Here is a 22,336-nt window from a genome sequence, read left to right as displayed (position 1 = left end):
GCGGCATCATTCGCTACGAAGGTCATCCATGCCCCACAGCCAAACCTCTGCACCTCGCGACAGCCTGGCCGGCGTACGCCTTGCGCGCGGAGCATCGCCGTGGCTCCTCCCGACCGTCGCCACCGCCGCCGTCAGCCTGGTCCGCGCCCGCCGCTCGGGTGTCGCCAAGGCCGTCGCCGTGCCCGCCACCGCTCTCGCGGCGGGCATGCTGTGGTTCTTCCGCGACCCCGAGCGCGAGATCGCGTCCGGCAGGGTCATCTCCCCCGCCGACGGTGTGGTGCAGAGCATCATGCCGTGGAAGGACGGACGGACCCGGGTCGCGATCTTCATGAGCCCGCTCAACGTCCACGTCAACCGCGCCCCGCTGGCCGGCACGGTGACGTCGGTCGAGCACATCCCGGGCGGGTTCGTGCCGGCCTTCAACAAGGAGAGCGAGAACAACGAGCGCGTCGTCTGGCACTTCGACACCGAGCTCGGTGACATCGAGATGATCCAGATCGCCGGAGCCGTCGCCCGCCGCATCGTCCCCTACATCCCCGAGGGCACGAAGGTCGAGCAGGGCGAGCGGATCGGCCTGATCCGCTTCGGCTCCCGCGTCGACATCTACCTGCCCGAGGGCGTGGACGTCGCGGTCGAGGTGGGACAGAAGACCGTGGCGGGGGTGACTCGCATTGACCGTGATTGACCCGGAGACCCAGGGTGGCTGGGTGCCCGAGGCCGACGAGGTGGACGAAGAGGAGGAGATGCCCCTCTCCCTCCGCCTGTCGATAGCCGACACCCTCACCCTCGGCAACGCCACGTGCGGATTCATGGCGGTGTACTTCACCACCACCGGCATCCTCATCCCGCACCTCACCGACAGCCAGGAGTCCGGCATGGCGCGCAACAGCGCGGCCACGGCGGTCATCCTGATGCTCTGCGCGGCGGTCTTCGACCTGTTCGACGGCCTGGTCGCACGCAAGCTGCGCTCGTCGCCGATGGGCGCGGAGCTGGACAACCTCTCCGACCTGATCAGCTTCGGCCTGGCACCGGCGTACTTCGTCCTCGTCTACGGCATGGTGGCGGACGACGCCTACCAGCGGGTGGCCGCGGTCGGGGCGATCGTCGTCCTGCTGGCGGTGGTGCTCAGACTCGCGCGCTTCTCCTGCGTGACACCGACGAACGGCATGTTCCAGGGGATGCCGTCACCGTTCGGGGCGCTGACGGTGGTCTCGATCGTGCTGCTGGAGCTGCCCTTCGTGGCGACGCTCCTCGCCATCCTGGGCACCGCCTGGCTGATGGTGAGCCGGGTGGAGTACCCGAAGCCGCGGGGCCGCCTGGCCGGCGCGATGCTCGGCTGGATCGTGCTGTCGATGGGCCTGCTGACCGCCTGGGCCTTCGACGCCCCCGGCGGCCAGCTACTGCTCCAGACGGGCTGCGCGCTCCAGCTGGTCATGGGCGCGGTCATCCCGCTGTTCGCCACGGCCCGCCGGGTGAACACCTTCCGCGGCAACCGGCGCGAGGCCCGCGCGGCCCAGCTGCCGTAACGCTCCTCCACCGCCGACGGGTGTGGCCCGGACCTCGAAGGTCCGGGCCACACCCGTTTCGCGTGCAGGGGCTCGCGCCGCGCGCCGGACCGGGGTCGGACGGGGTCACGTCAGCCCGGTCCAGGTCAGACCGGCCCGGCTCGGCCCAGGCTTGCACAGCCCGGCGCAGGTCGGGTCAGGCCGGCTCGGCCCAGGAGGCCGGCTCAGGTCACCCCGAACCGGCCCAGCCCGGGTCGGCTCAGCTCAGGCCGACCCGGCTCGGCCCAGCCCGGCCCAGCCCGGCCCAGCCCGGTCAGGCGAACCCGGCTCAGGTCAGGAAGTCCCGGCCGATCCGCTCCGCGACCCGTTCCAGGATCGGGCCGGCCTCCGCGATGCACCGGGCGACGTCCGGCTCGGCGTCCGTGAGCGGATAGGCCCGCCGGATCCCGGCCCGGCCCAGGGCCTCGGGGGGCAGGGTCAGGCGGCCGCACACCGCGACGACCTCCTTGCCGGCCGCGCGGGCGGCCGCGGCGACCCCGGCCGGCGCCTTGCCGTGCAGGGTCTGCTCGTCGAGGGAGCCCTCGCCGGTGATCACCAGCTCGGCCCGTTCCAGCGCCGGCGCGAACCCCAGGACGTCGAGCATGACCTCGATGCCGGCCCGGAACCGGGCACCGAGCAGCAGGGCGCCGTACCCGATGCCGCCCGCGGCGCCCGCCCCCGGAGCGGCGGCGTACTCGGCGGCGCGCGGCCCGGCCGAGGCCTCCAGCACCTCGGCGTAGTGCGCGAGCGCCGAGTCCAGCGCCGCCACGTCGTCCGGCGAGGCGCCCTTCTGCGGGCCGTAGACCGCCGGGGCGCCCTTCGGGCCGGTCAGCGGGTTGTCGACGTCGCTGGCCAGGACGAGTTCCACGGAGGCCAGGCGCGGGTCGAGGCCGGAGAGGTCCGCGCTCGCCAGGTCCGCGAGGCCGCCGCCGCCCGGGGTGACGGGCTCGCCGTCCGCGGTCAGGAAGCGGGCGCCCAGCGCGGACAGCATGCCCGCGCCGCCGTCCGTGGTGGCGCTGCCGCCGACCCCGAACACGATCGTGCGCGCCCCCGCGTCCAGCGCGGCCCGCAGCAGCTCACCCGAGCCGTACGTGGAGGCCGTCAGCGGGGCGAACACGCCGGCCGGCAGCCGTTGCAGTCCGCTCGCCTCGGCCATCTCCACCACGGCGGTGCCGCCGCGCAGCGCGAACGCGGCGGTGACCTCCTGCCCGAGGGGACCGGCGACCCGCACCTCCCGGCGTTCGAACCCGGCCGCGACCGCCGCGGCGACCGTGCCGTCGCCGCCGTCGGCGACCGGCAGGGCCTCGACCTCGACCTCCGGCAGGGCCCGGCGCAGTCCGGCCGTCACCCGCTCGGCGACCTCGACGGCCGTCAGCGAGCCCTTGAACTTGTCCGCGGCCACGAGCACCCTGCGGGTGCCCCGCGCTCCAGCGTCCGCCACTTCCATCCCCTTGCTCTCCCGGGCCCACGCGCATCGGGGCCAGTCGCGCCGCTGCGACCTTAACCGGCGGGCGCCCCCGCCGTCATGCCCTGTCCGGGCCGTGAACAGCCACGACGGCGCCGCCCGCGGGCCGCCGCCCCGTTCCCGGCCGGTCGCGGAGGGGCGGCGCGCGGGCGCGGACGGCCGCGGGATCGGGTAGACCGAAGGCATGACCGCTGTGGGCAACGAGCCCGGACTCGCCGACCGCGTCCTCGGGGGCTGGCTGGGCCGCATCGCCGGGAACATGCTGGGCAAGCCGGTCGAGCAGGGCGACCTGTGGACGCGCGAGCGCATCGACCGCTATCTGCGGCGGGCGGACGCCCTGCCGCTCACCGACTACCTGCCCGAACCGGCCCCCGGCCACGACGGGCCGCCGCTGCGCCCCGAGTGGCGCCGGTGCGTCCGCGGCCGCGTCCACGGCAGCTGCCGCGACGACGACGTCGACTACGCCGTCCTCGGCCTGGACCTCCTGGAGACCCACGGCTTCGGCTTCAGCACGGAGCAGGTCGGCGACCTGTGGCTGCTGCGGCTGCCGTACCTCCAGACGTTCACCGCGGAGCGCGCGGCCTACCGCAATCTCGCGAACGGGCTGAAGCCGCCGCTGACGGCGACGTACGACAATCCGTACCAGGAGTGGATCGGCGCCCTGATCCGCGCCGACATCCACGGGTGGACCAGCCCGGGTCTGCCCCGCCGCGCCGCCGCGCTGGCCCGCCGGGACGCGGTGCTGTCGCACACCGGCAACGGGGTCTACGGCGCGATGTGGGCGGCGGCGCTGGTGTCGGCCGCTTTCACCGCGCCGTCGGTGCGGCACGCCGTGGACGAGGCGCTGGCGGTGATCCCGGCGGGCAGCCGCCTGGCCCGGACCGTGCGCCGGGTCGCCTCCCTCCACGGCGCCCGCCTGAGCTGGGAGGACACGCTCGGCACGGTGGCGGCGGAGACGGCGGGCCTGGGCTGGATCCACACGGTCCCGAACGCCGCCGTCCTCACCGCCGGGCTGCTGTACGGCGACGGGGACTTCACCCGCACCATCGCCCTCACCGTGCGCGGCGGCCTGGACACCGACTCGAACGGGGCGACGGCCGGGTCCGTGGCCGGGGTGATGACCGGGGCTGCCGCGATCCCCTCGCAGTGGACGGAGCCGCTGGAGGACACCGTGCGCAGCGCCGTGTTCGGCTTCGACGGGGTGCGGATCAGCGAGCTGGCGGAGCGCACGCTGCGGCTGGTGGGGGCGGACGCCCCGTGAGCAGGGCGGTCCCCCGTTCCCGCGCGCGGCGTCGGCGGGCGCGACGGCTGGATACCCTTCGGGGATGACCACCACTGACTACGCCGCGTACATCGCCTCGCTGCCCCGCGTCCTGGCCGGCGCCGCCACGCTCTTCCGGGACGCGCGGGGACGGGTGCTGCTGGTCGAGCCCAACTACCGCGCCGGGTGGGTGCTTCCGGGCGGCACGATCGAGTCCGACGACGGCGAGACCCCGCGCCGGGGCGCGCGCCGCGAGACGCTGGAGGAGATCGGCCTCGACCGCGAGCCGGGGCGGCTGCTCGCCGTGGACTGGGTGCGGGGGCAGAACCGGCCCCCGCTGGTGGCGTACGTGTACGACGGCGGGATCCTCGACGAGGAGGACCTCAAGGCGATCCGCCTCCAGAAGGAGGAGCTGCTGTCCTGGCGGCTGGTGCCGCGCGAGGAGCTCGCCGACCACCTCCTGGGCACCCTCGGTCACCGGGTGCTGGCCGCGCTGGACGTGCTGGCCGACGGCTCGGGGCCGGCGGAGCTGGAGGACGGCCGACGGGTGGCGTGACGGGCGGCTCCGCGGGGTGCCCGCCGAGCCGGTTCCGCGGGAGGCCGGGTGCTCGGGGGCCGGGGCCCGGGGGTCTCAGCCCTCCACGTCACGCGGCTTGACGTCCACCGCGCGCAGCGCCTCGTCGCGGGTGGCGGTCCGCGCCTCGGTGCGGTGACCGCGCTCGATGTAGTCGCGCACCACGAGTTCGACGGCGTCCCGGGGGTTCCCCACCCCGGTGAGCACCATGACCTCGACGACGAGATCGGCGTCGAGGGGGATATCGACCTTGGCCATGGCCGGACGGTAGCACCGAACGGGGCCGCCCGGCACGGGTTCGCGGCTTCCGCGCCGGGCGGCGCCGACGCCCCGGCGGCCGGTGGTGGCCGTCGGGGCGTCGGGGTGGAGCGGGCGCGTGGGCGCTCGGGAGCGTGGGCGGCCGGCCCGCCGTGGGGGGCGGTTACCCGAAGGTGACGACCAGCCGGCCGTCCGAGGCGTAGGACCAGTGCAGGGCGCCGGTGGAGGACGCGCAGCGGGAGCCGTTCGTGCCGGACCAGAACTGGTTGGTGCCGTCGGCGTTGCCGATGATCCGGTCGTTGGTGCCGCTGCCGCTGCGGCAGGAGGTGTTGCCCCGGAACACCGAGGTGCCGGCGTCGAAGTTGAAGTTGCGCTGGGCGTTGTCGATGCTGAGGTTGTCCGACACCGTCATGGAGCCGGGGTTGCTGTTGTAGGTGAAGCCGTGCTTGCCGTTGTGGTAGGCGATGCTGCGCCGGACGACGTGGTTCACCGCGATGTCCTCGCCGCCGAGCTTGTACCCGTTGCGGTCGCCGTTGCCGGCCTGGGAGCCGTCGCTGAGGGTGCCGTTGTCGTGGGCGAGGGAGTCCTCGATGGTCACCGGGCCGATCGCGCCGGTGTCCGACTTGGTGTAGAGGTCCCAGCCGTCGTCGATGTTGTGGTGGGAGACGGCGTAGCGGAAGACGTTGCCGGGACCGGTGGTGAGCTTGGCGGCGAAGCCGTCGGCGTCCTCGCCGTCGGAGTCGGCGTTGTCGTGCGACTCCGCGCTCAGGATGAGGTTGTTCGACGGCCACTGGCTGCTGGGGGTGCTGGACAGCGTCCGGGAGAGCTGCAGGCCGGTGTCGCGGTTGAAGCGGGTCACCGTGCGCTCGATGACGTTGTTGCTGCCGCCGACGAAGATGCCGTTGTCCCCGGCGCGTTCGACGACGAGCCCCTTGACGTGCCAGTACGACCCGTTGACGGCGAGGCCGCGGTTGGCGGGGTCCTCGGTCTGGGCGGAGAAGTTCAGGACGGGCGTCTCACCGGGGTAGGCGAGGAGTTCGGTGCGGTCGGCGGCGGTGCCGTCGTTGCCGGTCGGGATGGTGACCGTCTGGGCGTGGCGGTACGTGCCGCCGCGCAGGTAGATGGTGCCGCCGGGGGTGACGCGGCTGATCGCCGAGGTGAGCGTGGTGGGCGCCGTCTGGGTGCCGGCGGCGCCGTCGGTGCCGTTCGGCGCCACGTAGAGGGCGGACGCCGGGGGCGGGGTGGTGGTGCCGCCGGTCTCGGCGTCGAGGTGGTCGATGTTGGGCAGTCCGGCGGCCGTGGTGGGGCTGAACCGGATGATGTTGCTGCCCGGCGTCACCGGCACCGTCAGCGTCTTCGTCGTCCAGGCGCCCCAGGTGCCGGTGCTCTCGAAGGAGACGGTGGTGGCCGACGAGCCGTTCACCGTGAGGGTCGCGGGCCGGGCGGCGGTGGTCCCGTTGGCGAAGCGGACGCCCAGGGTCGCCGTGCCGGCGGCGGAGGCGTTCACGGTGAACTGCGCCGACGCGCCGACCGCGTTGGTGGCGTTGCAGAATCCGCTGCCGGAGTAGCCGGCCCAGTCGGAGTCGATGGTGCCGGTGCAGACCGCGGGCGAGGTCTCCGCCTCGTAGCGGGTGGACGCTGCCTGTGCCGTGTTGCCGGACAACGTGACGAGTGTGCCGGCCAGCAGGCCGACGCACGCGATGACGGGGCTCCGTTGCATCGTTCTCTCTCCAGGTGGTTGCGGCTCTACCGACGGGAGGGGTCGGCTGACCCCCTTGCCCTGCGGCGGGCCCGGTGCGACCGTACGGCTAGTTCGACGAGGTGGACACGGCGGACGACCGGGCTCGGCACACGGAGGGCGAAAGCGCTTGCCCCTGGAAGGTAAGCGCTTGCCATGAGCGCGTCAACGACTGCGGATGTGATTGTTGTTCAGATTCATGAACTCCGTGGACGGGGGCGGCCCGACCTAGAAGAGCCCCGCGGCACTCCTCCCGCTCTCGAAGTCCAGCAGCCGCCGCTTGCGTTCCAGGCCGCCGCCGTAACCGGTGAGGCTGCCGTTCGCGCCGACGACGCGGTGGCAGGGCACGATGATGCCGACCGGGTTGCGGCCGTTGGCCAGCCCCACGGCACGGGAGGCGGTCGGGTTGCCGAGGGCCTCGGCGAGCTCGCCGTAGGTGCGGGTCTCACCGTAGGGGATCTGTCGCAGGGCCTCCCAGACCGTGCGCTGGAACGGGGTGCCGTGCAGCCGGAGCGGGAGCGCGAACTCCTTGAGCTCTCCCGCGAAATAGGCCTCCAGTTGCTCCTCGGCGGCGCCGAAGAGGGTGTCGTCGCGGGAGCCGAAGCTCTCCTCGACCGGGCGGTGGCGCTGTTCGGTCATGTAGAGGCCGCACAGGACGCCGTCGTCGGCGACGAGCGTGAGGGGTCCGTACGGGCTGTCGATGACGGTGTGCCGCTTCAAGGTGCGTCCCTTCGTGAACGTGCTCAGGCCGGCAGGTGATTGATCGGGTGGTTGCCGGTCGCCCACAGGTACTGGACGGCGTACGCCCGCCAGGGGCGCCACGCCGCCGCGCGGGCGGTCAGCGCCGCCGGGGTGGACGGTAGCCCCAACTCCTCGGCCGCGCGCCGGATTCCGAGGTCGGTGGGGAGGAAGGCGTCGGGGTCGCCGAGCGCGCGCATCGCGATGACGTCGACCGTCCAGGGACCGAAACCGGGCAGCGCCAGCAGTCGGGCGCGGGCCTGCTCCCAGTCGGACTCCACGCCTAGGCGCAGCCCGCCGTCCGCGAGTCGGGCGACGAGGGTGGTGAACGTCGTACGGCGGGTGCGGGGCATCGCCAGGGAGGCGGGGTCGAGGGCGGCGAGCGCCTCGGGTGTCGGGAAGAGGTGGGTGAGGCCGCCCTCCGGGTCGTCGACGGCGTCCCCGTGCGCGGCGACCAGACGGGCCGCGTGGGTGCGGGCCGCCGCCGTGGACACCTGCTGGCCGAGGACCGCGCGCACGGCGAACTCCGCCTCGTCCACGGTGCGCGGGACGCGGCGGCCCGGCGCCTTGTCCACCAGCGGGGCGAGCAGCGGGTCGGTCCGCAACCGGTCGTCGACGGCCACGGGGTCGGCGTCCAGGTCGAGCATCCGCCGGCAGCGGCTGATGGCGACGGTGAGGTCCCGCAGGTCGGCGAGGGTGAGCCGGCAGGCGATGTGGTCGGGGCGCGGGGCGAGCCCCACGATCCCGTACCCGTACGGCAGCCGCAGCGTGCGCCGGTACGCCCCGTCCCGCCACTCCTCGACGCCCGGCACGGCGGTCGCCGCGAGGTGCCCGAAGAGGTTGTCGGGGTTGAGGGGGGCGCGGAACGGCAGGCGGAGCTGGAGGGTGACGGGGGCGGCGGGTGCCGCGGTCGTCCCGGCGGGCGGCGTGCCCGGCGTCGGCCCGGTCCGGTACGGCGGGAGCGGGGGCGTACGGGGGTGGGGTGCCGCCGCGGCGGCGTCGGCGCGCTTCGGGACGCGGGCGCGCAGCTCGGTCGGGGAGAGGGCGAAGACCTCGCGCACGGTGTCGTTGAACGCGCGGACGGAGGCGAAGCCCGCCGCGAACGCCACGTCGGCCATGGTCAGTTCGGTGGACTCGACGAGCAGCCGGGCGGTCTGGGCCCGCTGGGCGCGGGCCAGCGCGAGGGGGCCCGCGCCGAGTTCCGCGAGGAGCTGGCGCTCGACCTGGCGGGTGCTGTAGCCGAGGCGGCCGGCGAGGCCGGGCACGCCCTCGCGGTCGACCACGCCGTCGGCGATCAGGCGCATGGCACGGGCCACCAGGTCGGCGCGCCGGTTCCACTCCGGGGAGCCGGGGCTGGTGTCGGGCCGGCAGCGCTTGCAGGCCCGGAACCCGGCCTGCTGGCAGGCGGCGGCGCTCGCGTGGAACACCATGTTCTCCGGTTTCGGCGCCGTCACCGGGCAGCTCGGCCGGCAGTAGATGCCGGTGGTCAGGACCGCGGTGAAGAACCAGCCGTCGAACCGCGCGTCCTTGGACCGCACGGCGCGCACACAGCGCTCCCGGTCGGTGTGGATCCCGTTCAGCATGCGTCCAGCATCGGGCACCGGGCCCCCGCACGCTGGCGGGAATCCGACATCAGCCTCGCGTGGGCTGCGCCCCCACCGGTCCCCCACCGATCACCCCGCCGGTCCCCCACCGATCGCCCCGCCGCTCACTCCTGCCAGGCGCGCTCCCGCAGCAGCCGCAGCCCGTTGAGCCCGACCAGCACGGTCGACCCCTCGTGACCGGCCACACCGAGCGGCAGCGGGAGGTGGCCGATGAGGTCCCACAGGACGAGGCCGGTGATGAACGTGCCGGCGATCACCAGGTTCTGCAGCACCAGCCGGCGCGCGGTCCGCGAGAGCCGTACGACCGCCGGTACGGCCGCGAGGTCGTCGCGGACCACGACGGCGTCGGCCGTCTCCAGCGCGAGGTCGGAGCCCGCCCGGCCCATCGCGAGACCCGCGTGGGCGGCGGCGAGCGCGGGCGCGTCGTTGACCCCGTCGCCGACGAACAGCACCTTGCGTCCGGCGAGTCGGAGGTCGCGGACGGCGTTCACCTTGTCCTCGGGGAGGAGGTCCGCCCGGACGTCCGTGATGCCGGTGGCCTCGGCGACCCGGGCGGCGGCGGGCGCGTTGTCGCCGGTGAGGAGGACCGGGGTGGTGCCGGTGAGGGCACCGAGGGCGGCGGTGGCGGCCGGGGCCGCGGGGCGGAGGCGGTCGGTCAGGACGAGGGTGCCGACGGGGGTGGCGTCGCGGCTGACGAGGACGGTGGTGCCGGCCGAGGGGTGGGGGCGGGAGCCGAGGGGGGAGCGGGCGCGGGCCGGATCGTGCGTGTCGTCGGCGTCGGCCGGCAGGCCGGCGTCCCCGACCCTGCCCACCTCCACCACGCACCCCTCCACCACCGCGCTGACCCCGCGGCCCGGGGTCGCCACGAATTCCCGTGCCGGGGCGATCCGCAGTCCGCGGGCGCGGGCCGCTCCCACGACCGCCCGCGCCAGCGGGTGTTCGCTGGGGTGCTCGGCGGCCGCGGCCAGGGCGAGGAGGGCGTCGGCGTCGAGGCCGGAGTCCGGCAGCGGGCGCACGTCGGTGACCTCGGGCGCGCCCTCGGTGAGGGTGCCCGTCTTGTCGAGGGCGGCGGTGTCGATCTCGCCGAGGCGCTCCATGGCGACGGCGGACTTGACCAGGACGCCGTGCCGGCCGGCGGTGGCGATGGCGGACAGCAGCGGCGGCATGGTGGCCAGGACGACCGCGCACGGCGACGCGACGATCATGAAGGTCATCGCGCGGAGCAGGGCGCCGGTGAGGTCCGCGCCGAAGGCGAGCGGCAGGGCGAAGACGGCGAGGGTGGCGGCCACGACGGCGACGGCGTAGCGCTGCTCGATCTTCTCGATGAACAACTGCGTCGGCGCCTTGGTGCGGGAGGCCTCCTCGACGAGGGTGACGATGCGGGCGACGACGGAGTCGGCGGGGTCGCGTTCGACGCGGACGCGGAGGGCGCCGGTGCCGTTGAGGGTGCCGGCGAAGACGTCGTCGCCGGGACGCTTGACCACCGGCAGCGGTTCGCCGGTGACGGTCGCCTGGTCGGCCTCGCTGACCCCGTCGACGACGCGGCCGTCGCCGCCGATGCGTTCGCCGGGGCGGACCAGCAGCAGGTCGCCGACGCGGAGTTCGGCGGCCGGGACGGTCTCCTCCCCGTCGTCGGTGAGACGGGTGGCGGTGTCCGGGGCCAGGTCGAGGAGGCCGCGGACGGAGTCGGCGGTGCGGGCGGTGGCCAGCGCCTCCAGGGCGCCGGAGGTGGCGAAGATGACGATCAGCAGGGCTCCGTCGAGGACCTGCCCGATCGCGGCCGCCCCGAGCGCGGCGACGATCATCAGCAGGTCGACGTCGAGGGTCTTCTCGCGCAGGGCCCGCAGGCCTTCGAGGGCCGGTTCCCAGCCGCCCGTCGCGTAGGCGACCGCGTACAGGGTGCCGTACACCCACGGCGGTGCGCCGCCGACGTCGCATCCCAGGCCGACGAGGAAGGCGACGGTGGCCGCGAGGGCCCAGCGGGCCTCCGGGAGGGCGAGGAGGCGGGTGCGGCGGCGGGGTGCAGCCGGACGCGCGGCGGTGGCGGGGGAGGTGAGGGTCGTGGACACCCGCCTCACCATACAGGAACACATGAAGACTCGTTCATTCGTTCATGACGCGTGGGTAAGATACCCGCATGGGTCATGGAGCCGTCACCACCACAGCCACCGAGCGCGTGCGCCTGGACGCGGACAACGTGGCGAAGGTGGCCACCACCCTCCAGGCCCTCTCCACCCCCTCCCGGCTGCTGATCCTCGCGCGCCTGCGTGAGGGTCCCCTCCCGGCCACGGAGCTGGCCGCCGCGGTGGGCATGGAGCAGTCCGCGTGCTCGCACCAGCTGCGGCTGCTGCGCAACCTGGGCCTCGTGGTCGGCGAGCGGCGCGGCCGTTCGGTCGTCTACGCACTGCACGACCACCACGTCGCCGAACTCCTCGACCAGGCCGTCTACCACGTGGAGCACCTGCGCCTGGGCATCAGCGACACCTCCGAGTGACCTGACCCCCGTCCGCCACCGGGCCCCGGGGCCCCTCCCCCGTCAGCCGGTCCTCACTGCCCGTCAGGACGCCAGGGCCCGGATCACGAGCACGTCGACCGCCATCACCACCGCCGACCGCACGGGCTCGTACGGCAGGAACTCGTACGGCAGGAAGAGGAACTGGGCGACGAGGCCGAGCGAGGCGAGGAGGACGCCCGGGACGCGGGCCCGGGAGGAGCCCCGGAGGAGGCTCGCGCCGGTGACGGCGGCCAGGACCCCCAGGACGAGGTGGATCCACCCCCAGCCGGTGAGGCCGAGTCCGTAGACGTACGAGCCGACGTCGGCGTGGACGTCGTCCCCGGCGATCGCGGCGACGCCCTGGAGGAGGGCGAGGAATCCGCCGCACAGCAGCAGGGTGCCCGCGCGGGTCACGCCGCCGGTGGTGGTGACGCGGGTGCCGGGCGGACCGCTGGTCCCGTCACCGGGCCCGTCGGGCGGGCGGAGCCGGTCGGTGGTCCCGGTGACGGGCCCGTCGGGCGGGCGGGGTCCGCCGCGCGGCACGGACCAGGCGGTGCCGATCTCACCCGGCGGGCCGCCCCGGGGGCGGTCCTCCGGCGGCGGCTCGCGCCCCGCCCGCCCGCGCCCGGCCCGCTCACGGCCCGCGCCTCCCGGGCCGCCCTCGCCCCCCGAACCACCCGCGGCGCTCGTGCCGCCCGTCCCCCCCTCACCACCCGTGCCGGCCGAGCGGCCCGTGTCTCCCGGCGGGGTGCCGCCGTCCGCCATGGCGCCCTCCCTCGTCCGCGGACGCGGTCCGCCGATGCGGTCCGCCGGCGCGGTCCGCCGGTTGCCAGGACACCGCGGGTCCGCGGCGAGGGCGAGCGCGGCGGGGCCGTCCGGGTGAACGGACCCGCCGCCCTCCTCACATGTTGATCATGTGTCCGGCCAGGCCGTGCACCGCCTCCTTGACGGCCTCGCTCAGGGTGGGGTGGGCGTGGACGTTGCGGGCGACCTCGTGGACGGTGAGGTCCCACTGCTGGGCCAGGGTCAGCTCGGGCAGCAGTTCGGTGACGTCGGGGCCGATGAGGTGGCCGCCGAGCAGCTCGCCGTACCTGGCGTCGCTGATCAGCTTCACGAAGCCGGTGGTGTCGCCGAGCCCGTGCGACTTGCCGTTGGCGGTGAAGGGGAACTTGGCGACCTTGACGTCGTACCCGAGGTCACGGGCCTGGGCCTCGGTGTGGCCGAAGCTGGCGATCTGGGGCTGGCAGAAGGTGGCGCGGGGGATCATCGCGTAGTCGAGTTCCATGGTCTCCGCGCCGGCGATCGTCTCGGCGGCGACGACGCCCATTGCCTCGGCCGCGTGCGCGAGCATCAGCTTGGCGGTGACGTCACCGATGGCGTAGATGTGCGGGACCGAGGTGCGGCAGCGGCCGTCCACGTCGACGGCGCCGCGCTCGGTGACCCGCACGCCGGTGTTCTCCAGGCCGTAACCGGTCACGTTCGGGGCGAAGCCGATGGCCTGGAGGACCTTGTCGGCCTCCAGCACCTGCTCGGCGCCGTCCTTGCCGGTGACGGTGACCCGGACCCGCGGGCCGGACTCGTCGATCGCGTCGACGCGCGTCGAGGTGAGCACGTCGATGCCCAGCCGGCGGTACTGCTTCGCCAGTTCGGCGGAGACCTCGGCGTCCTCCAGCGGCGCCATCCGGTCCAGGAACTCGACGATCGTGACCTTCACCCCGTAGTGGTGCAGGACGTAGGCGAACTCGATGCCGATCGCGCCGGCTCCCGCGATGACGATCGACTCCGGCAGGTCCTCCGCGAGGATCTGCTCCTCGTACGTCACCACCCGGGAGCTGCGCTTGGTGCCGGGCAGCAGCTTCGGGGTGGCGCCGGTGGCGACGATGCAGTGCGTGAACCCGATGGTGCGGGTCTCGCCGTCGTAACCCGCCACCTGGAGCGTGTGCGGGTCGAGGAAGGTGCCGCGGCCGTCGTACTCGGTGATCTTGTTCTTCTTCATGAGGAAGTGGACGCCCTTGACGCGCCCGTCGGCGACCTTGCGGCTGCGGCGGTAGGCCTCGCCGTAGTCGAAGGAGACCTCTCCGTCAACCTTGATCCCGAACGTCTTCGCCTCACGGGTGAAGATGTGGGCGAGTTCGGCGTTGCGCAGGAGGGCCTTGGTCGGGATGCAGCCCACGTTCAGGCAGACGCCGCCCCAGTACTTCTCCTCCACGACGGCGACGCGTTTGCCCAGCTGGGCCGCGCGCACCGCGGCGACGTAGCCGCCGGGCCCGGCGCCGAGTACGACGACGTCGAAGTGCTCGTCCTGCTCCACCATGGGAGGTTCCTCTTCCTTGCTCGTCCTTGCTCGGCATGACCCTTTCCGTGAGGGATTGTTCCGCTCCCCCGCGCCCGCCGCCACAGAGATCGTCTCGGTGTGTCCGGGATCGCTGTCGGATCACTGCGGGATCGGTGCCGGATCGCTGCGGGCCGGCGCGGGGCCGCCGCGGGGCCGCGGTGGGGCCGCGGTGGGGCCCCGGTGAGGCCGCGGTGGGGCCCCGGTGAGGCCCCGGTGAGGCCCCGGTGAGGCCCCGGTGGGGCCGCTGCGGACGGGGCCCGTCGGCGACGGCTGCCGACGGGCCCCGTCCGCGGTGGGTGCGGGTCCGGCGCCTACTCCGTCGCCGTCGGCCGGCGCGAGGCCGCCGTGGCGTCCGCGACGCGGCGCAGGGGACGCAGCCGGTAGGTGTAGGCGTAGTCGCGGTCGGCGAGGAGCTTGTACTCGTCGTGGGTGTGCGCGCCCCAGCTGTTGTCACCGCCGACGCCCATCTGCCGGTGGCTCAGGCGCAGGACGACCTCGGGGCGCGGGGTGAGCTGGTGGTCGTGGCGGGCGCCGACCGACAGGTCCTCGGGCGTGAAGTGGGAGGCGTTGGCCTCCAGCAGGGGTTCGCCGGTCGCCAGCAGGCCGGCGCCGTGGCGGTCGGTCAGGGCGATCCAGCGCACGTCGGTCCGGTTGCCGTTCTCCTGCGGGCGGATGTACGGCGTCCACTGGCCGCTCACCGTCCCGGAGTACAGGCCCACGTCGGTGCCGTCGTTGCGGTCCCAGTGGTTCTCCTCGGGGCCGCGGCCGTAGTAGTGCACGTGCTCCAGACGGGCCGGCAGGAACAGGATGCTGCCGACCTCCGGGATGTACGGCAGGTCCTTCGCGCCCGGGTGCAGGGTGTGGTCGACCTTGATCTCGGCGTTCCCGAACACGGTGTAGGTGGTGGTGTACGCCGACGGGGTCGTGGTCGGCAGGGTGCCGGTGACCTCGATCTCCACGGCCCGGTCGCGCAGGGCCCGCACCCCGACCCCGGTGACCGTGCGGAGGGTGCCCGCGTCGCGCCAGGTGCGGTTGCGGGTGTGCTGGCCGTTCCCGAGGTCGTTGTCGGTGGGCGCCCGCCAGAAGTTGGGCGCGGGGCCCGAGGTGAGAAGGGCGGCGCCGTCCGCCTCGTAGGAGGTGATGACGCCGGTGCGCTTGTCGACGGTGACGGAGAAGTCCCGGCCGGTGACGGTGACCGTCGTGTCGCCGTCCTCGTGGGTGAGGGCGGGCACGTTCCGCAGGGGGACGGGGGTGACGGCCGGACTGCCCGCGTCCAGGGGGAGTTGCTGCCGCGCCACCTCGAAGCCGGCCTCGGCCCAGGGGGTGGACTCCCGCAGGGTGAAGGACAGTTCGAGGAAGTGCTCGCTGCCGGGCGCCGGGGCGGTGGGCAGCTTCAGGGGGACGGTGACGTCCTTGCGGGTCAGCGGCGGGACGTCGAGCTGAGCACGCGTCAGCCTGCCCTTCCGGGTGACCTTCCCGTCGGTGACGAGAGCCCAGCTTCCGTCGAAGGCACGGAGGTTGGTGAAGAGGTGCTCGTTGGTCAGCGTGACCGCGCCGGGGACGCCGCCGGGTGTCGGCGCGACCTGGACGGCCTGGTGGACGCGCTTGACCTCGGCGGCCTTGCCGGTGTGGCCGCGGTCGGCGGTGACGATGCCATCGGCGACGAAGGCCCCGTCGTTGGGCAGGTCGCCCCAGTCGCCGCCGTAGGCGAGGAAGGTCTTCGCGCGCGGCTGCTCCTCCTCGACGGCGACGGTCGCCGCGTCGAACCAGAACCGCACGCCGTCGCCGTCGGGACCCCGGTCGTCGTCGGCGAGCTCGGCCGCGGTCAGCGCGCGGGCGTGGACGCGGGCGCGGCGGATGCTGCCGCTGAACTCGCGGGTGGGGTTGTCGGTGTCGTTGCCGAGGGCGAGGGGCGCGGTGTTGACGTCCGGGCGGCGGGTGGTGGCGCGGGTGGCCCGTACCACGCCGTCGACGTACAGGGTGAGGGTGCCGGCGTCCGCGTCGAAGACGCCCGCGACGTGGTGTTCGCGGCCGGTCCAGTCCTCGGGGACGGTCCAGTTGGCGGCGATCCACTGGCCGCCGCCGTGGATGAAGAACTCCAGGGTCCGGTCGTTCTGCTTCAGGGCGTACTGGGTGTCGCCCTTGGCGATGATCGGCTGGTGGTATCCGGTGAAGCGGGGGGTGACCCAGGCCTCCAGGGTGAGGGAGCCGGTGAGGTCGAGGCCGGGGTCGCGGGCGAAGACGGTGGCCCCGCGGACGCCCCGGGCGCGGTCGAAGGTGCCGCCGGCCGCCATGAGTTCACCGCGGAGCCGGGCGGGACCGGTCTCGGTGAACAACGTGCGTGCCGGTGTGGGCCAGTGGAGGGACTGGTCGGCGAAGTCCCAGATCCAGCCGCCCTGGAGGACGTCGTGGCGGCGGACGAGGTCCCAGTACTTCTTGAAGTTCCCGGTGGAGTTCCCCATCGAGTGGCTGTACTCGATCATGACGTACGGCCGGGTGTCGGCGGTGTCCTTCGCGCGCTGTTCGACGCGTTGGGGGCTGTCGTACATCTCGGAGCGGATGTCGCTGACGCCGGGGCGGTCGTCGCCCTCGTACTGGATGACGCGGGTGGGGTCGTAGGAGCGGATCCAGTCGTGCATGGCGGTGAAGGTGCTGCCGCCGCCGGCCTCGTTGCCGAGGGACCAGATGACGACCGAGGCGTGGTTCTTGTCGCGGTGGACCATGTTCTGGGCGCGGGCCACGCAGGCGGCCGTCCAGTCGGGGTGGTCGCCGGGGTACCGGTCGCGGATGCCGTGGGTCTCGAGGTTGGTCTCGTCGACGAGGTAGAGGCCGTACTCGTCGGCGAGTTCGTACCACTGCGGGTTGTTGGGGTAGTGCGAGGTGCGGACGGAGTTCATGTTCAGCCGCTTGATGATCCTGATGTCCTCGACCATGTCGGCGCGGGTGAGGGCGGTGCCGCGGGCGGGGTGCATCTCGTGCCGGTTGGTGCCGCGGAAGGAGACGGGCCGGCCGTTGATGCGCATCAGCCCGTCCCTGATGGCGAACTCGCGCAGGCCGACCCGGTGGGAGAGGGTCTCGATCACCTTTCCGGCGGGGTCGCGCAGGCGCAGGACGGCGGTGTGGAGGTAGGGGTCCTCGGCGGACCAGAGGCGGGGCGAGGGGACGGCTCTCGCGGCGCGTACGGTCGTCTCGCCGCCGGAGTCGAGGTCGACGGTCTGCCGCAGCGGCCGGGACCAGACGGGGTGCCCGTCGGCGTCGTACAGCATGGTGTCGACAGTGTACCGCCCGCCGGACCCGCCGGCGTAGTCCCGCACGCTCGCCGTCACCGCCAGCTCCGCGGTGGTGTGGCCGGCGCCGAGCGGGGTGTCCAGCTTGAAGTCGCGCAGGTGGACGGCCGGGGTGGAGAAGAGGTGGACCGAGCGGAAGATGCCGCTCAGCCGGATCATGTCCTGGTCCTCCAGCCAGTCGCCGTCGGAGTAGCGGTACACCTCGACGGCGATCTGGTTGGTGCCGGGCCTCAGGTGGTCGGTGATGTCGTACTCGGCGGGCGTGCAGGAGTCCTCGTGGTAGCCGACGAGCCGGCCGTTGATCCACACGTAGTGCGCGGACTTGACCCCTTCGAAGTGCAGGAACGTCCGTCGCCCGGCCCAGTTCGCCGGCACGGTGAAGGTGCGCCGGTACTGGCCGACGGGGTTGTGGCGGGTGGGCGCGGCGGGCGGCTGCGGGTTCTCGCCGTGGCCGTTGGGCCCCCAGTACGGGTAGGTGATGTTGAGGTAGATCGGGCGGTCGTACCCGTGCAGCTGCCAGACCGACGGGACGGGGACGGTGTCCCAGGCGCTGTCGTCCAGGTCGGTGCGGTGGAAGTCGGGGTCGCGGTCGTCGGGGCGGTCGGCGTACGCGAACTTCCAGGTCCCGTCCAGGCCGATCCGGTAGGGGGAGCGGGTGCGGTCGGCGGCGAGGGCCTGGGTGAGGTCCGCGTACGGCATGAGGGTGGTGTGGGGCGGTTCGGTGCCGAGCCGGAAGACGTCGATCCGGCCGTTCCACTCCGGGGCCGTCTCCGGGGCCGCCTCCGCGGCGGCGGCGCGGCGGTCGGCGGCGGGGGCGGAGAGGGCGAGCGCGCCGAGGACGGCGGCCGATCCCTCGAGGAGACGACGACGGCTGACGACCGCCCGCGGGGGGCGGTCCGGCCGGTCCATGGACGACACGTGCGGGTGCGGCATGACCACGACCTTCCTCGGGGCGAACCGTGCGGCTGCACGGGACGGAGGGCGTGTCAGATCTTGTCCGTCGGTGTTGACAAACCGAACAGGGGCGCGCCGATATTGGCTCAATATCAACTCAACTCGGCGCAACCCGACTTGACGGAGATCACCGTGGGTGACCGGCGGTCGGTGGACGTCGCGTACGTACCGTTCGCCGGCCACCGCCCGCCTGGCGCACGCGGCCGCCCCTGCTCCCGGGACCGCCGTGGACGACGGCGATGTCCCGCGGGGCCTCGTGGGTGCCCCCGGCCGTGCGGGAGGCGTCCCCGCGGCCGCGGAGGCGGGCGCCGGCCGGGGCCCGGTGGCCGCGCGCCCGGCGCTCCCCCGGGAAGCCGGCGAACGGGCCGCGCCGGTGCCCGGCCCCGCCCTCACCGTCGGAGGCCGCACGCCCGTGCCGGGCGGTGCCCTCGGGACCGGTCGTCGCGGGACACGCGAACCGCGCGCGGGTGAATGGCCCGGTTCGCCCGCGGACCCCGTGGCAAGGTGACGGAGTGAGTGGAACGGTGCTGCTGAGGCGATGGGTTCTGGGCGTCGGGCAGACGGTGTGGGTGCTGGCTCTCGTCGTTCTGGGCTGTCTCGCCTCACTCGCCACGGACACCTTCTTGCTCCTCGGCCCCTACGTGTCCGGATACGGCTGTTCGACCGCGGACGGCACCGCTGACGGATCACAGGTCCTGTTGCGCGTCTCCGAATACCAGAGGCGAGTGTGCGTGTGGCAGCGGGAGTTGGGCGGGCCGGTCCCCGGCGCCGCCGACCGGTCCGCCGTCCCCCTCACACGCGTGGTGGACGTCAGGGAAACCGAGAAGGGCTCGGCCCGTGTCCGTCTGAGCGTTGCCGTGCCGTCGGACAGCACGTTCGCGACGAAGGTCCGCAACGGGGAGGCGGCCGACGAGGTGCAGCCCTTCGTCGACGCGGTATGGGGTGTGCCGTTGTTCTCGGGACACTGGCCCGAGTGGAACGTTCCCGAGTACTCGCTGACCCCGGCGCACCGGCGGGCCGAGATCGTGGTGACCGGCCGGGTGCCCGTTCGGCCGGGCACCGTGACCCTGTTCTCCGAGGGGCCGACGACCATGCGGATGACGCTGCCCTCCCTGCGCTTCCGGGCGGTGGAGACCACGTGGCGCGTCACCGCACAGGGACCCGACTCGCTCTCCGCCCGGACCGGCGGGCAGGGCGGCAGTGTGCGGGTGACCGTGGTTCCGGCGGGATCCGCCGTGTCCCAGGCGGGTTATCCCGGCGACTCACTGGTCATGCAGTGGTGGCCGCGCATCGACCGGTACGCGGGCTGGATCGAGAACATCCTCGCCGCGGGGTGGTGGGCGCTGCTGTCGGCGGCGGGGTGGTGGGCGCTGCTGCTGGCCCACCGTGACCACAGACTCGACTGCCTGGACACCGGCGGACAACCGGGCCGGCTCGTCCGCGTCGTCGGCGCCGTGCTGCTGGCGCATGTCACCGTCCTGGTGGCTCCCTGGATCTTCGTGCCGGAACAAGTCGTCCGAACCACCACGAGCCCGCACTTCAGGGATTCCTGGCACCGGTTGCTGGGCTGGGACGTCATGGGGTTCCCGCCGGTTTTCGGATCGGTCGTCCTGATGACGGCCGCGGGTCTGGTCGTGCTGCCGAGGACGGTCCGTGCGCTCGCCCGGGACACGGCGTGGACCGGCGGAGGAGGCGGCGGCGCGTCCGCACCCGGCCGGCGTACGTTCCGGTGGGCGGCTCTCCCCCTGCTCTGCGCGGCGGCCCTGGTCGCCGCGGGGGTGGCGCTCTCGCAACTCGCCGGGTACCAGCAGCGGTACGCGCGGGACGGGAACGGGGAAGCCGGGTTCGTGGCGTATCTGATGCCGGCGCTGCTCTTCGCGGTCCTGGCCGTCCTCTCGGCGGCCGGCGCGTTCGTCGCCCGTCGGGCGAAGTGGCACCTGCGGTTGTCCTCCCTGCTGTGGGTGAGCGCGTGCACGCCCGTGCTCGCCGTGGCCGCGGTGATCCACGGGGAGGGAGGCATGCTGCCCGTCGTGGTGCGCTGGTCCGGTCCGCTGGTCGCCGGCGCGTTCGCCGTACTGGCGACCGGCTGGGTGGCCTGGTGGGGCGCGGCCCGGTCCCGGCCCGACGCCAAGGCGCTGTTCCTGGTCTTCCCGATCGCGGCGGCACTGGCGGTTCCCTGGAACCGCGACGGGACGGCCGCTCCCGGCTGGTGGGACCTGATCGGCCTCACCCGAAACCTGGACGCCCTCCTCGGCCTGGTGGCCCTCGCGGCGGCCGTGCGCGCGTTGCAGGTGCTCGGACGCGCCCCAGTGACGGCGCCGGGAGTCCTGCGAGGACACCGGACCCTGGGCATGGTGCTCACCTTCACCATGGCGACGCACGGTTTCCTCCTGCTGAACCGGCCCTCCCCCGTGGTGGTGGTCGCCTCCGCGGTCGCGGTCTGGTTCGTCTTCCCCCACGAACAGATCCGACGTGCCGCCGTGGTGCTCGGGCAGAACACGCGGGAGCGCGGGAGCGCGGTCCTGGCCAGTGTCCGGTCGGGTGCCGCCCGCCGGGCCCTGCCCACCCTGCGCAAGGCGGCCCGCGAGAGGATCGTCGAAGGGACGAAGCCCTACGAGGCCGCCCAGGGCCGGCTCAGAACGGTCGAGCGGATGTCCTTCGCGGCGGGGCCCGTCCGAGGGCGCGACGACGTCACCACCCGGGAACTCGCGTTCGGCGCCTTCGTCGGCGGCACTCCCTGGAGGCGCGGGCTGCGGGCCGCCGGCCCGGCCGCCCTCATCGGGTCCCCGTGGACCTTGCTGTCCCTCGCCGGGGGGACCCTTCGCACGTCGGCCGCCCATGCCTCCCACCCGGTCCTGTCCCTCCTCGCGGACGTCGTTCCCAGCCTCCTGACCTGGGCCGGGTTCGGTCTGCTGTACGGCTTTTTCCTTCCCCTGCTGCGGGGTCGGACCGGTCTCGCCAAGGCCCTGTGGATGTGCGGCGCCATGGTCGTCCCCGCCGCTCTCCAGACCGTCACCTCACGCGATCCCGCCCACTGGGCATCGTGGACCGGCACCCTGCTGTACGCGTTCCAGGCCCTCGCGTTCACCATGACACTCGGGTTCTGGGCCGACGCCTCGGTGCTCGGGGAGAACCGCATGAGGCCTGCTCGCCTGGTCGACATCCACAACCTCGGTTTCATCACGGCCTGGTGGTCCTCCGTCGCCGTCGCTCTGGCCACCGGTGTCGGAGCGATGATCGTCGCCGGCGTACAGCCGTTCCTGCTGGACGTGTTCCCCCACGCACCGCACGCCCCCGTCCCCTCGGCGACCACACCCCCGAACCCGCGATGACAGCGGTACGGCACCGGGGCGCGGGACCTCCGCGGTCCCGTCGGCCCGTCCGTCGCCCACCCGCCCCCGTCGGGCGGGCGGGCCGTGTCAGGTGGGGCACGGGGCCGCGCTCCCCCTCCGCGCGGGGCTCCTCGCCCGCACGCGGGCCAGGAGGGCGGCCGGGTCCGGGTCGGCCTGGAGGGACCGCAGCGTCAAGGTCCACCACTGCTCCAGCAGTTCCCTCCAGCACCGCCCGCCCGGCATCTCGTCGATCAGGGTGCAGAACCCGAAGAACGCGCTGACGAGCGTCACGGCCGCGGTCGACGGCTCGATCCCTTCCGCGAGCTCGCCCCTCGCACGGGCCTGGGCGAGAAGCCGGGTGGCAGCCACCGACCAGGCGTCGAACGGTGCGGGCACGGCGGACTCGATGGCGCGGCGCTCCGCCCACAGGCGGGCACCGGCACGTGCCACGACGTCCTCGCTGAGGGACTGCGCGACACGGAGGCTGAGGCCGACCAGTTTCTCCAGCGGAGGAACTCCGCGCGCGGTGTAGGCGGCCGTGAGCTGGGGCCAGGTGGCGAACTGCTCGCGGACCACGGCCAACGCCAGCTTCTCCTTGCTGGAGTAGTGGAAATAGATCGCTCCGCTGGTCCTCCCGGAGTGGTCGCTTATGCCATTGACGCTCGTGCCCGCATAACCCCGTTCGACGAACATGTGTGCCGCTGATTCCAGCAGTACCTTGCGGGTTTCCCGCGCCCTGTCCTGCACTTGTG

The 22,336-nt window shown here is 73.7% G+C and carries 16 protein-coding genes; 6 read left to right on the top strand and 10 right to left on the bottom strand.

Annotation, left to right across the window (positions count from 1 at the left end; genetic code table 11):
• The first annotated feature begins 28 nt into the window (after nucleotides 1–28).
• Both ACF09K_RS22160 and pssA read left to right on the top strand, forming a co-directional pair.
• The gene (locus ACF09K_RS22160; RefSeq protein WP_073496205.1) at nucleotides 29–685 is read left to right on the top strand and encodes a phosphatidylserine decarboxylase; all 657 of its coding nucleotides are present in this window, start codon (nucleotides 29–31) and stop codon (nucleotides 683–685) included.
• The gene (gene pssA, locus ACF09K_RS22155) at nucleotides 672–1,526 is read left to right on the top strand and encodes a CDP-diacylglycerol--serine O-phosphatidyltransferase (protein ID WP_392245932.1); all 855 of its coding nucleotides are present in this window, start codon (nucleotides 672–674) and stop codon (nucleotides 1,524–1,526) included. Before ACF09K_RS22160 ends, pssA begins: the two co-directional genes overlap by 14 nt.
• Before the next feature lie 307 nt (nucleotides 1,527–1,833).
• Here pssA and ACF09K_RS22150 read toward each other — a convergent pair whose 3' ends face one another.
• Nucleotides 1,834–2,952 carry a glycerate kinase gene (locus ACF09K_RS22150; RefSeq protein WP_392246021.1) on the bottom strand — a complete coding sequence of 373 codons (1,119 nt, stop codon included), beginning with the start codon at nucleotides 2,950–2,952 and terminating at the stop codon, nucleotides 1,834–1,836.
• 241 nt (nucleotides 2,953–3,193) lie between these two features.
• On the opposite strand from ACF09K_RS22150, the gene ACF09K_RS22145 reads away from it, so the two are divergent.
• Both ACF09K_RS22145 and ACF09K_RS22140 read left to right on the top strand, forming a co-directional pair.
• Nucleotides 3,194–4,270: an ADP-ribosylglycohydrolase family protein gene (locus ACF09K_RS22145; protein ID WP_392245930.1), complete on the top strand. Its 1,077-nt coding sequence runs from the start codon at nucleotides 3,194–3,196 to the stop codon at nucleotides 4,268–4,270.
• Nucleotides 4,271–4,334: 64 nt separating this feature from the next.
• Nucleotides 4,335–4,826, top strand: a complete 492-nt coding sequence (locus ACF09K_RS22140) for an NUDIX domain-containing protein (RefSeq protein WP_392245929.1) — start codon at nucleotides 4,335–4,337, stop codon at nucleotides 4,824–4,826.
• 75 nt (nucleotides 4,827–4,901) lie between these two features.
• Here the strand turns inward: ACF09K_RS22140 and ACF09K_RS22135 are convergent, their stop codons facing one another.
• From ACF09K_RS22135 to ACF09K_RS22115, 5 genes are all read right to left on the bottom strand, one after another.
• Nucleotides 4,902–5,102 carry a type II toxin-antitoxin system VapB family antitoxin gene (locus ACF09K_RS22135; RefSeq protein WP_392245928.1) on the bottom strand — a complete coding sequence of 67 codons (201 nt, stop codon included), beginning with the start codon at nucleotides 5,100–5,102 and terminating at the stop codon, nucleotides 4,902–4,904.
• 163 nt (nucleotides 5,103–5,265) lie between these two features.
• A complete protein-coding gene (locus ACF09K_RS22130; protein ID WP_392245927.1) occupies nucleotides 5,266–6,822 on the bottom strand; it encodes a right-handed parallel beta-helix repeat-containing protein in 1,557 nt (518 codons plus the stop codon).
• A gap of 246 nt (nucleotides 6,823–7,068) precedes the next feature.
• The gene (locus ACF09K_RS22125) at nucleotides 7,069–7,560 is read right to left on the bottom strand and encodes a methylated-DNA--[protein]-cysteine S-methyltransferase (RefSeq protein WP_392245925.1); all 492 of its coding nucleotides are present in this window, start codon (nucleotides 7,558–7,560) and stop codon (nucleotides 7,069–7,071) included.
• A gap of 23 nt (nucleotides 7,561–7,583) precedes the next feature.
• On the bottom strand, nucleotides 7,584–9,161 hold the full coding sequence (locus tag ACF09K_RS22120) for an AlkA N-terminal domain-containing protein (protein ID WP_392245924.1): 1,578 nt from the start codon (nucleotides 9,159–9,161) through the stop codon (nucleotides 7,584–7,586).
• A 125-nt stretch (nucleotides 9,162–9,286) separates the two neighbouring features.
• On the bottom strand, nucleotides 9,287–11,263 hold the full coding sequence (locus tag ACF09K_RS22115; protein ID WP_392245923.1) for a heavy metal translocating P-type ATPase: 1,977 nt from the start codon (nucleotides 11,261–11,263) through the stop codon (nucleotides 9,287–9,289).
• 56 nt (nucleotides 11,264–11,319) lie between these two features.
• On the opposite strand from ACF09K_RS22115, the gene ACF09K_RS22110 reads away from it, so the two are divergent.
• Nucleotides 11,320–11,676 carry a metalloregulator ArsR/SmtB family transcription factor gene (locus tag ACF09K_RS22110; RefSeq protein WP_366058014.1) on the top strand — a complete coding sequence of 119 codons (357 nt, stop codon included), beginning with the start codon at nucleotides 11,320–11,322 and terminating at the stop codon, nucleotides 11,674–11,676.
• 63 nt (nucleotides 11,677–11,739) lie between these two features.
• Here the strand turns inward: ACF09K_RS22110 and ACF09K_RS22105 are convergent, their stop codons facing one another.
• From ACF09K_RS22105 to ACF09K_RS22095, 3 genes are all read right to left on the bottom strand, one after another.
• Nucleotides 11,740–12,441: a hypothetical protein gene (locus ACF09K_RS22105; RefSeq protein WP_392245921.1), complete on the bottom strand. Its 702-nt coding sequence runs from the start codon at nucleotides 12,439–12,441 to the stop codon at nucleotides 11,740–11,742.
• A gap of 136 nt (nucleotides 12,442–12,577) precedes the next feature.
• Nucleotides 12,578–13,990 (bottom strand): dihydrolipoyl dehydrogenase, encoded by a 1,413-nt coding sequence (gene lpdA, locus ACF09K_RS22100; protein ID WP_392245919.1) that lies wholly within the window; start codon nucleotides 13,988–13,990, stop codon nucleotides 12,578–12,580.
• Between the two features lie 332 nt (nucleotides 13,991–14,322).
• Nucleotides 14,323–18,231: a glycoside hydrolase family 2 TIM barrel-domain containing protein gene (locus ACF09K_RS22095; protein ID WP_392245917.1), complete on the bottom strand. Its 3,909-nt coding sequence runs from the start codon at nucleotides 18,229–18,231 to the stop codon at nucleotides 14,323–14,325.
• A gap of 533 nt (nucleotides 18,232–18,764) precedes the next feature.
• Between ACF09K_RS22095 and ACF09K_RS22090 the strand changes: the two genes are divergently transcribed.
• Nucleotides 18,765–21,584, top strand: a complete 2,820-nt coding sequence (locus tag ACF09K_RS22090) for a hypothetical protein (RefSeq protein ID WP_392245915.1) — start codon at nucleotides 18,765–18,767, stop codon at nucleotides 21,582–21,584.
• An 87-nt stretch (nucleotides 21,585–21,671) separates the two neighbouring features.
• Here the strand turns inward: ACF09K_RS22090 and ACF09K_RS22085 are convergent, their stop codons facing one another.
• Nucleotides 21,672–22,331: a ScbR family autoregulator-binding transcription factor gene (locus ACF09K_RS22085; protein ID WP_392245914.1), complete on the bottom strand. Its 660-nt coding sequence runs from the start codon at nucleotides 22,329–22,331 to the stop codon at nucleotides 21,672–21,674.
• Nucleotides 22,332–22,336: the final 5 nt, after the last annotated feature.

The organism is Streptomyces sp. NPDC014882, assembly GCF_043081325.1.
GTDB lineage: Bacteria > Actinomycetota > Actinomycetes > Streptomycetales > Streptomycetaceae > Streptomyces.
Note: the sequence above shows the minus strand (reverse complement) of the source record. Positions and strands in the feature narration are given on the sequence as shown.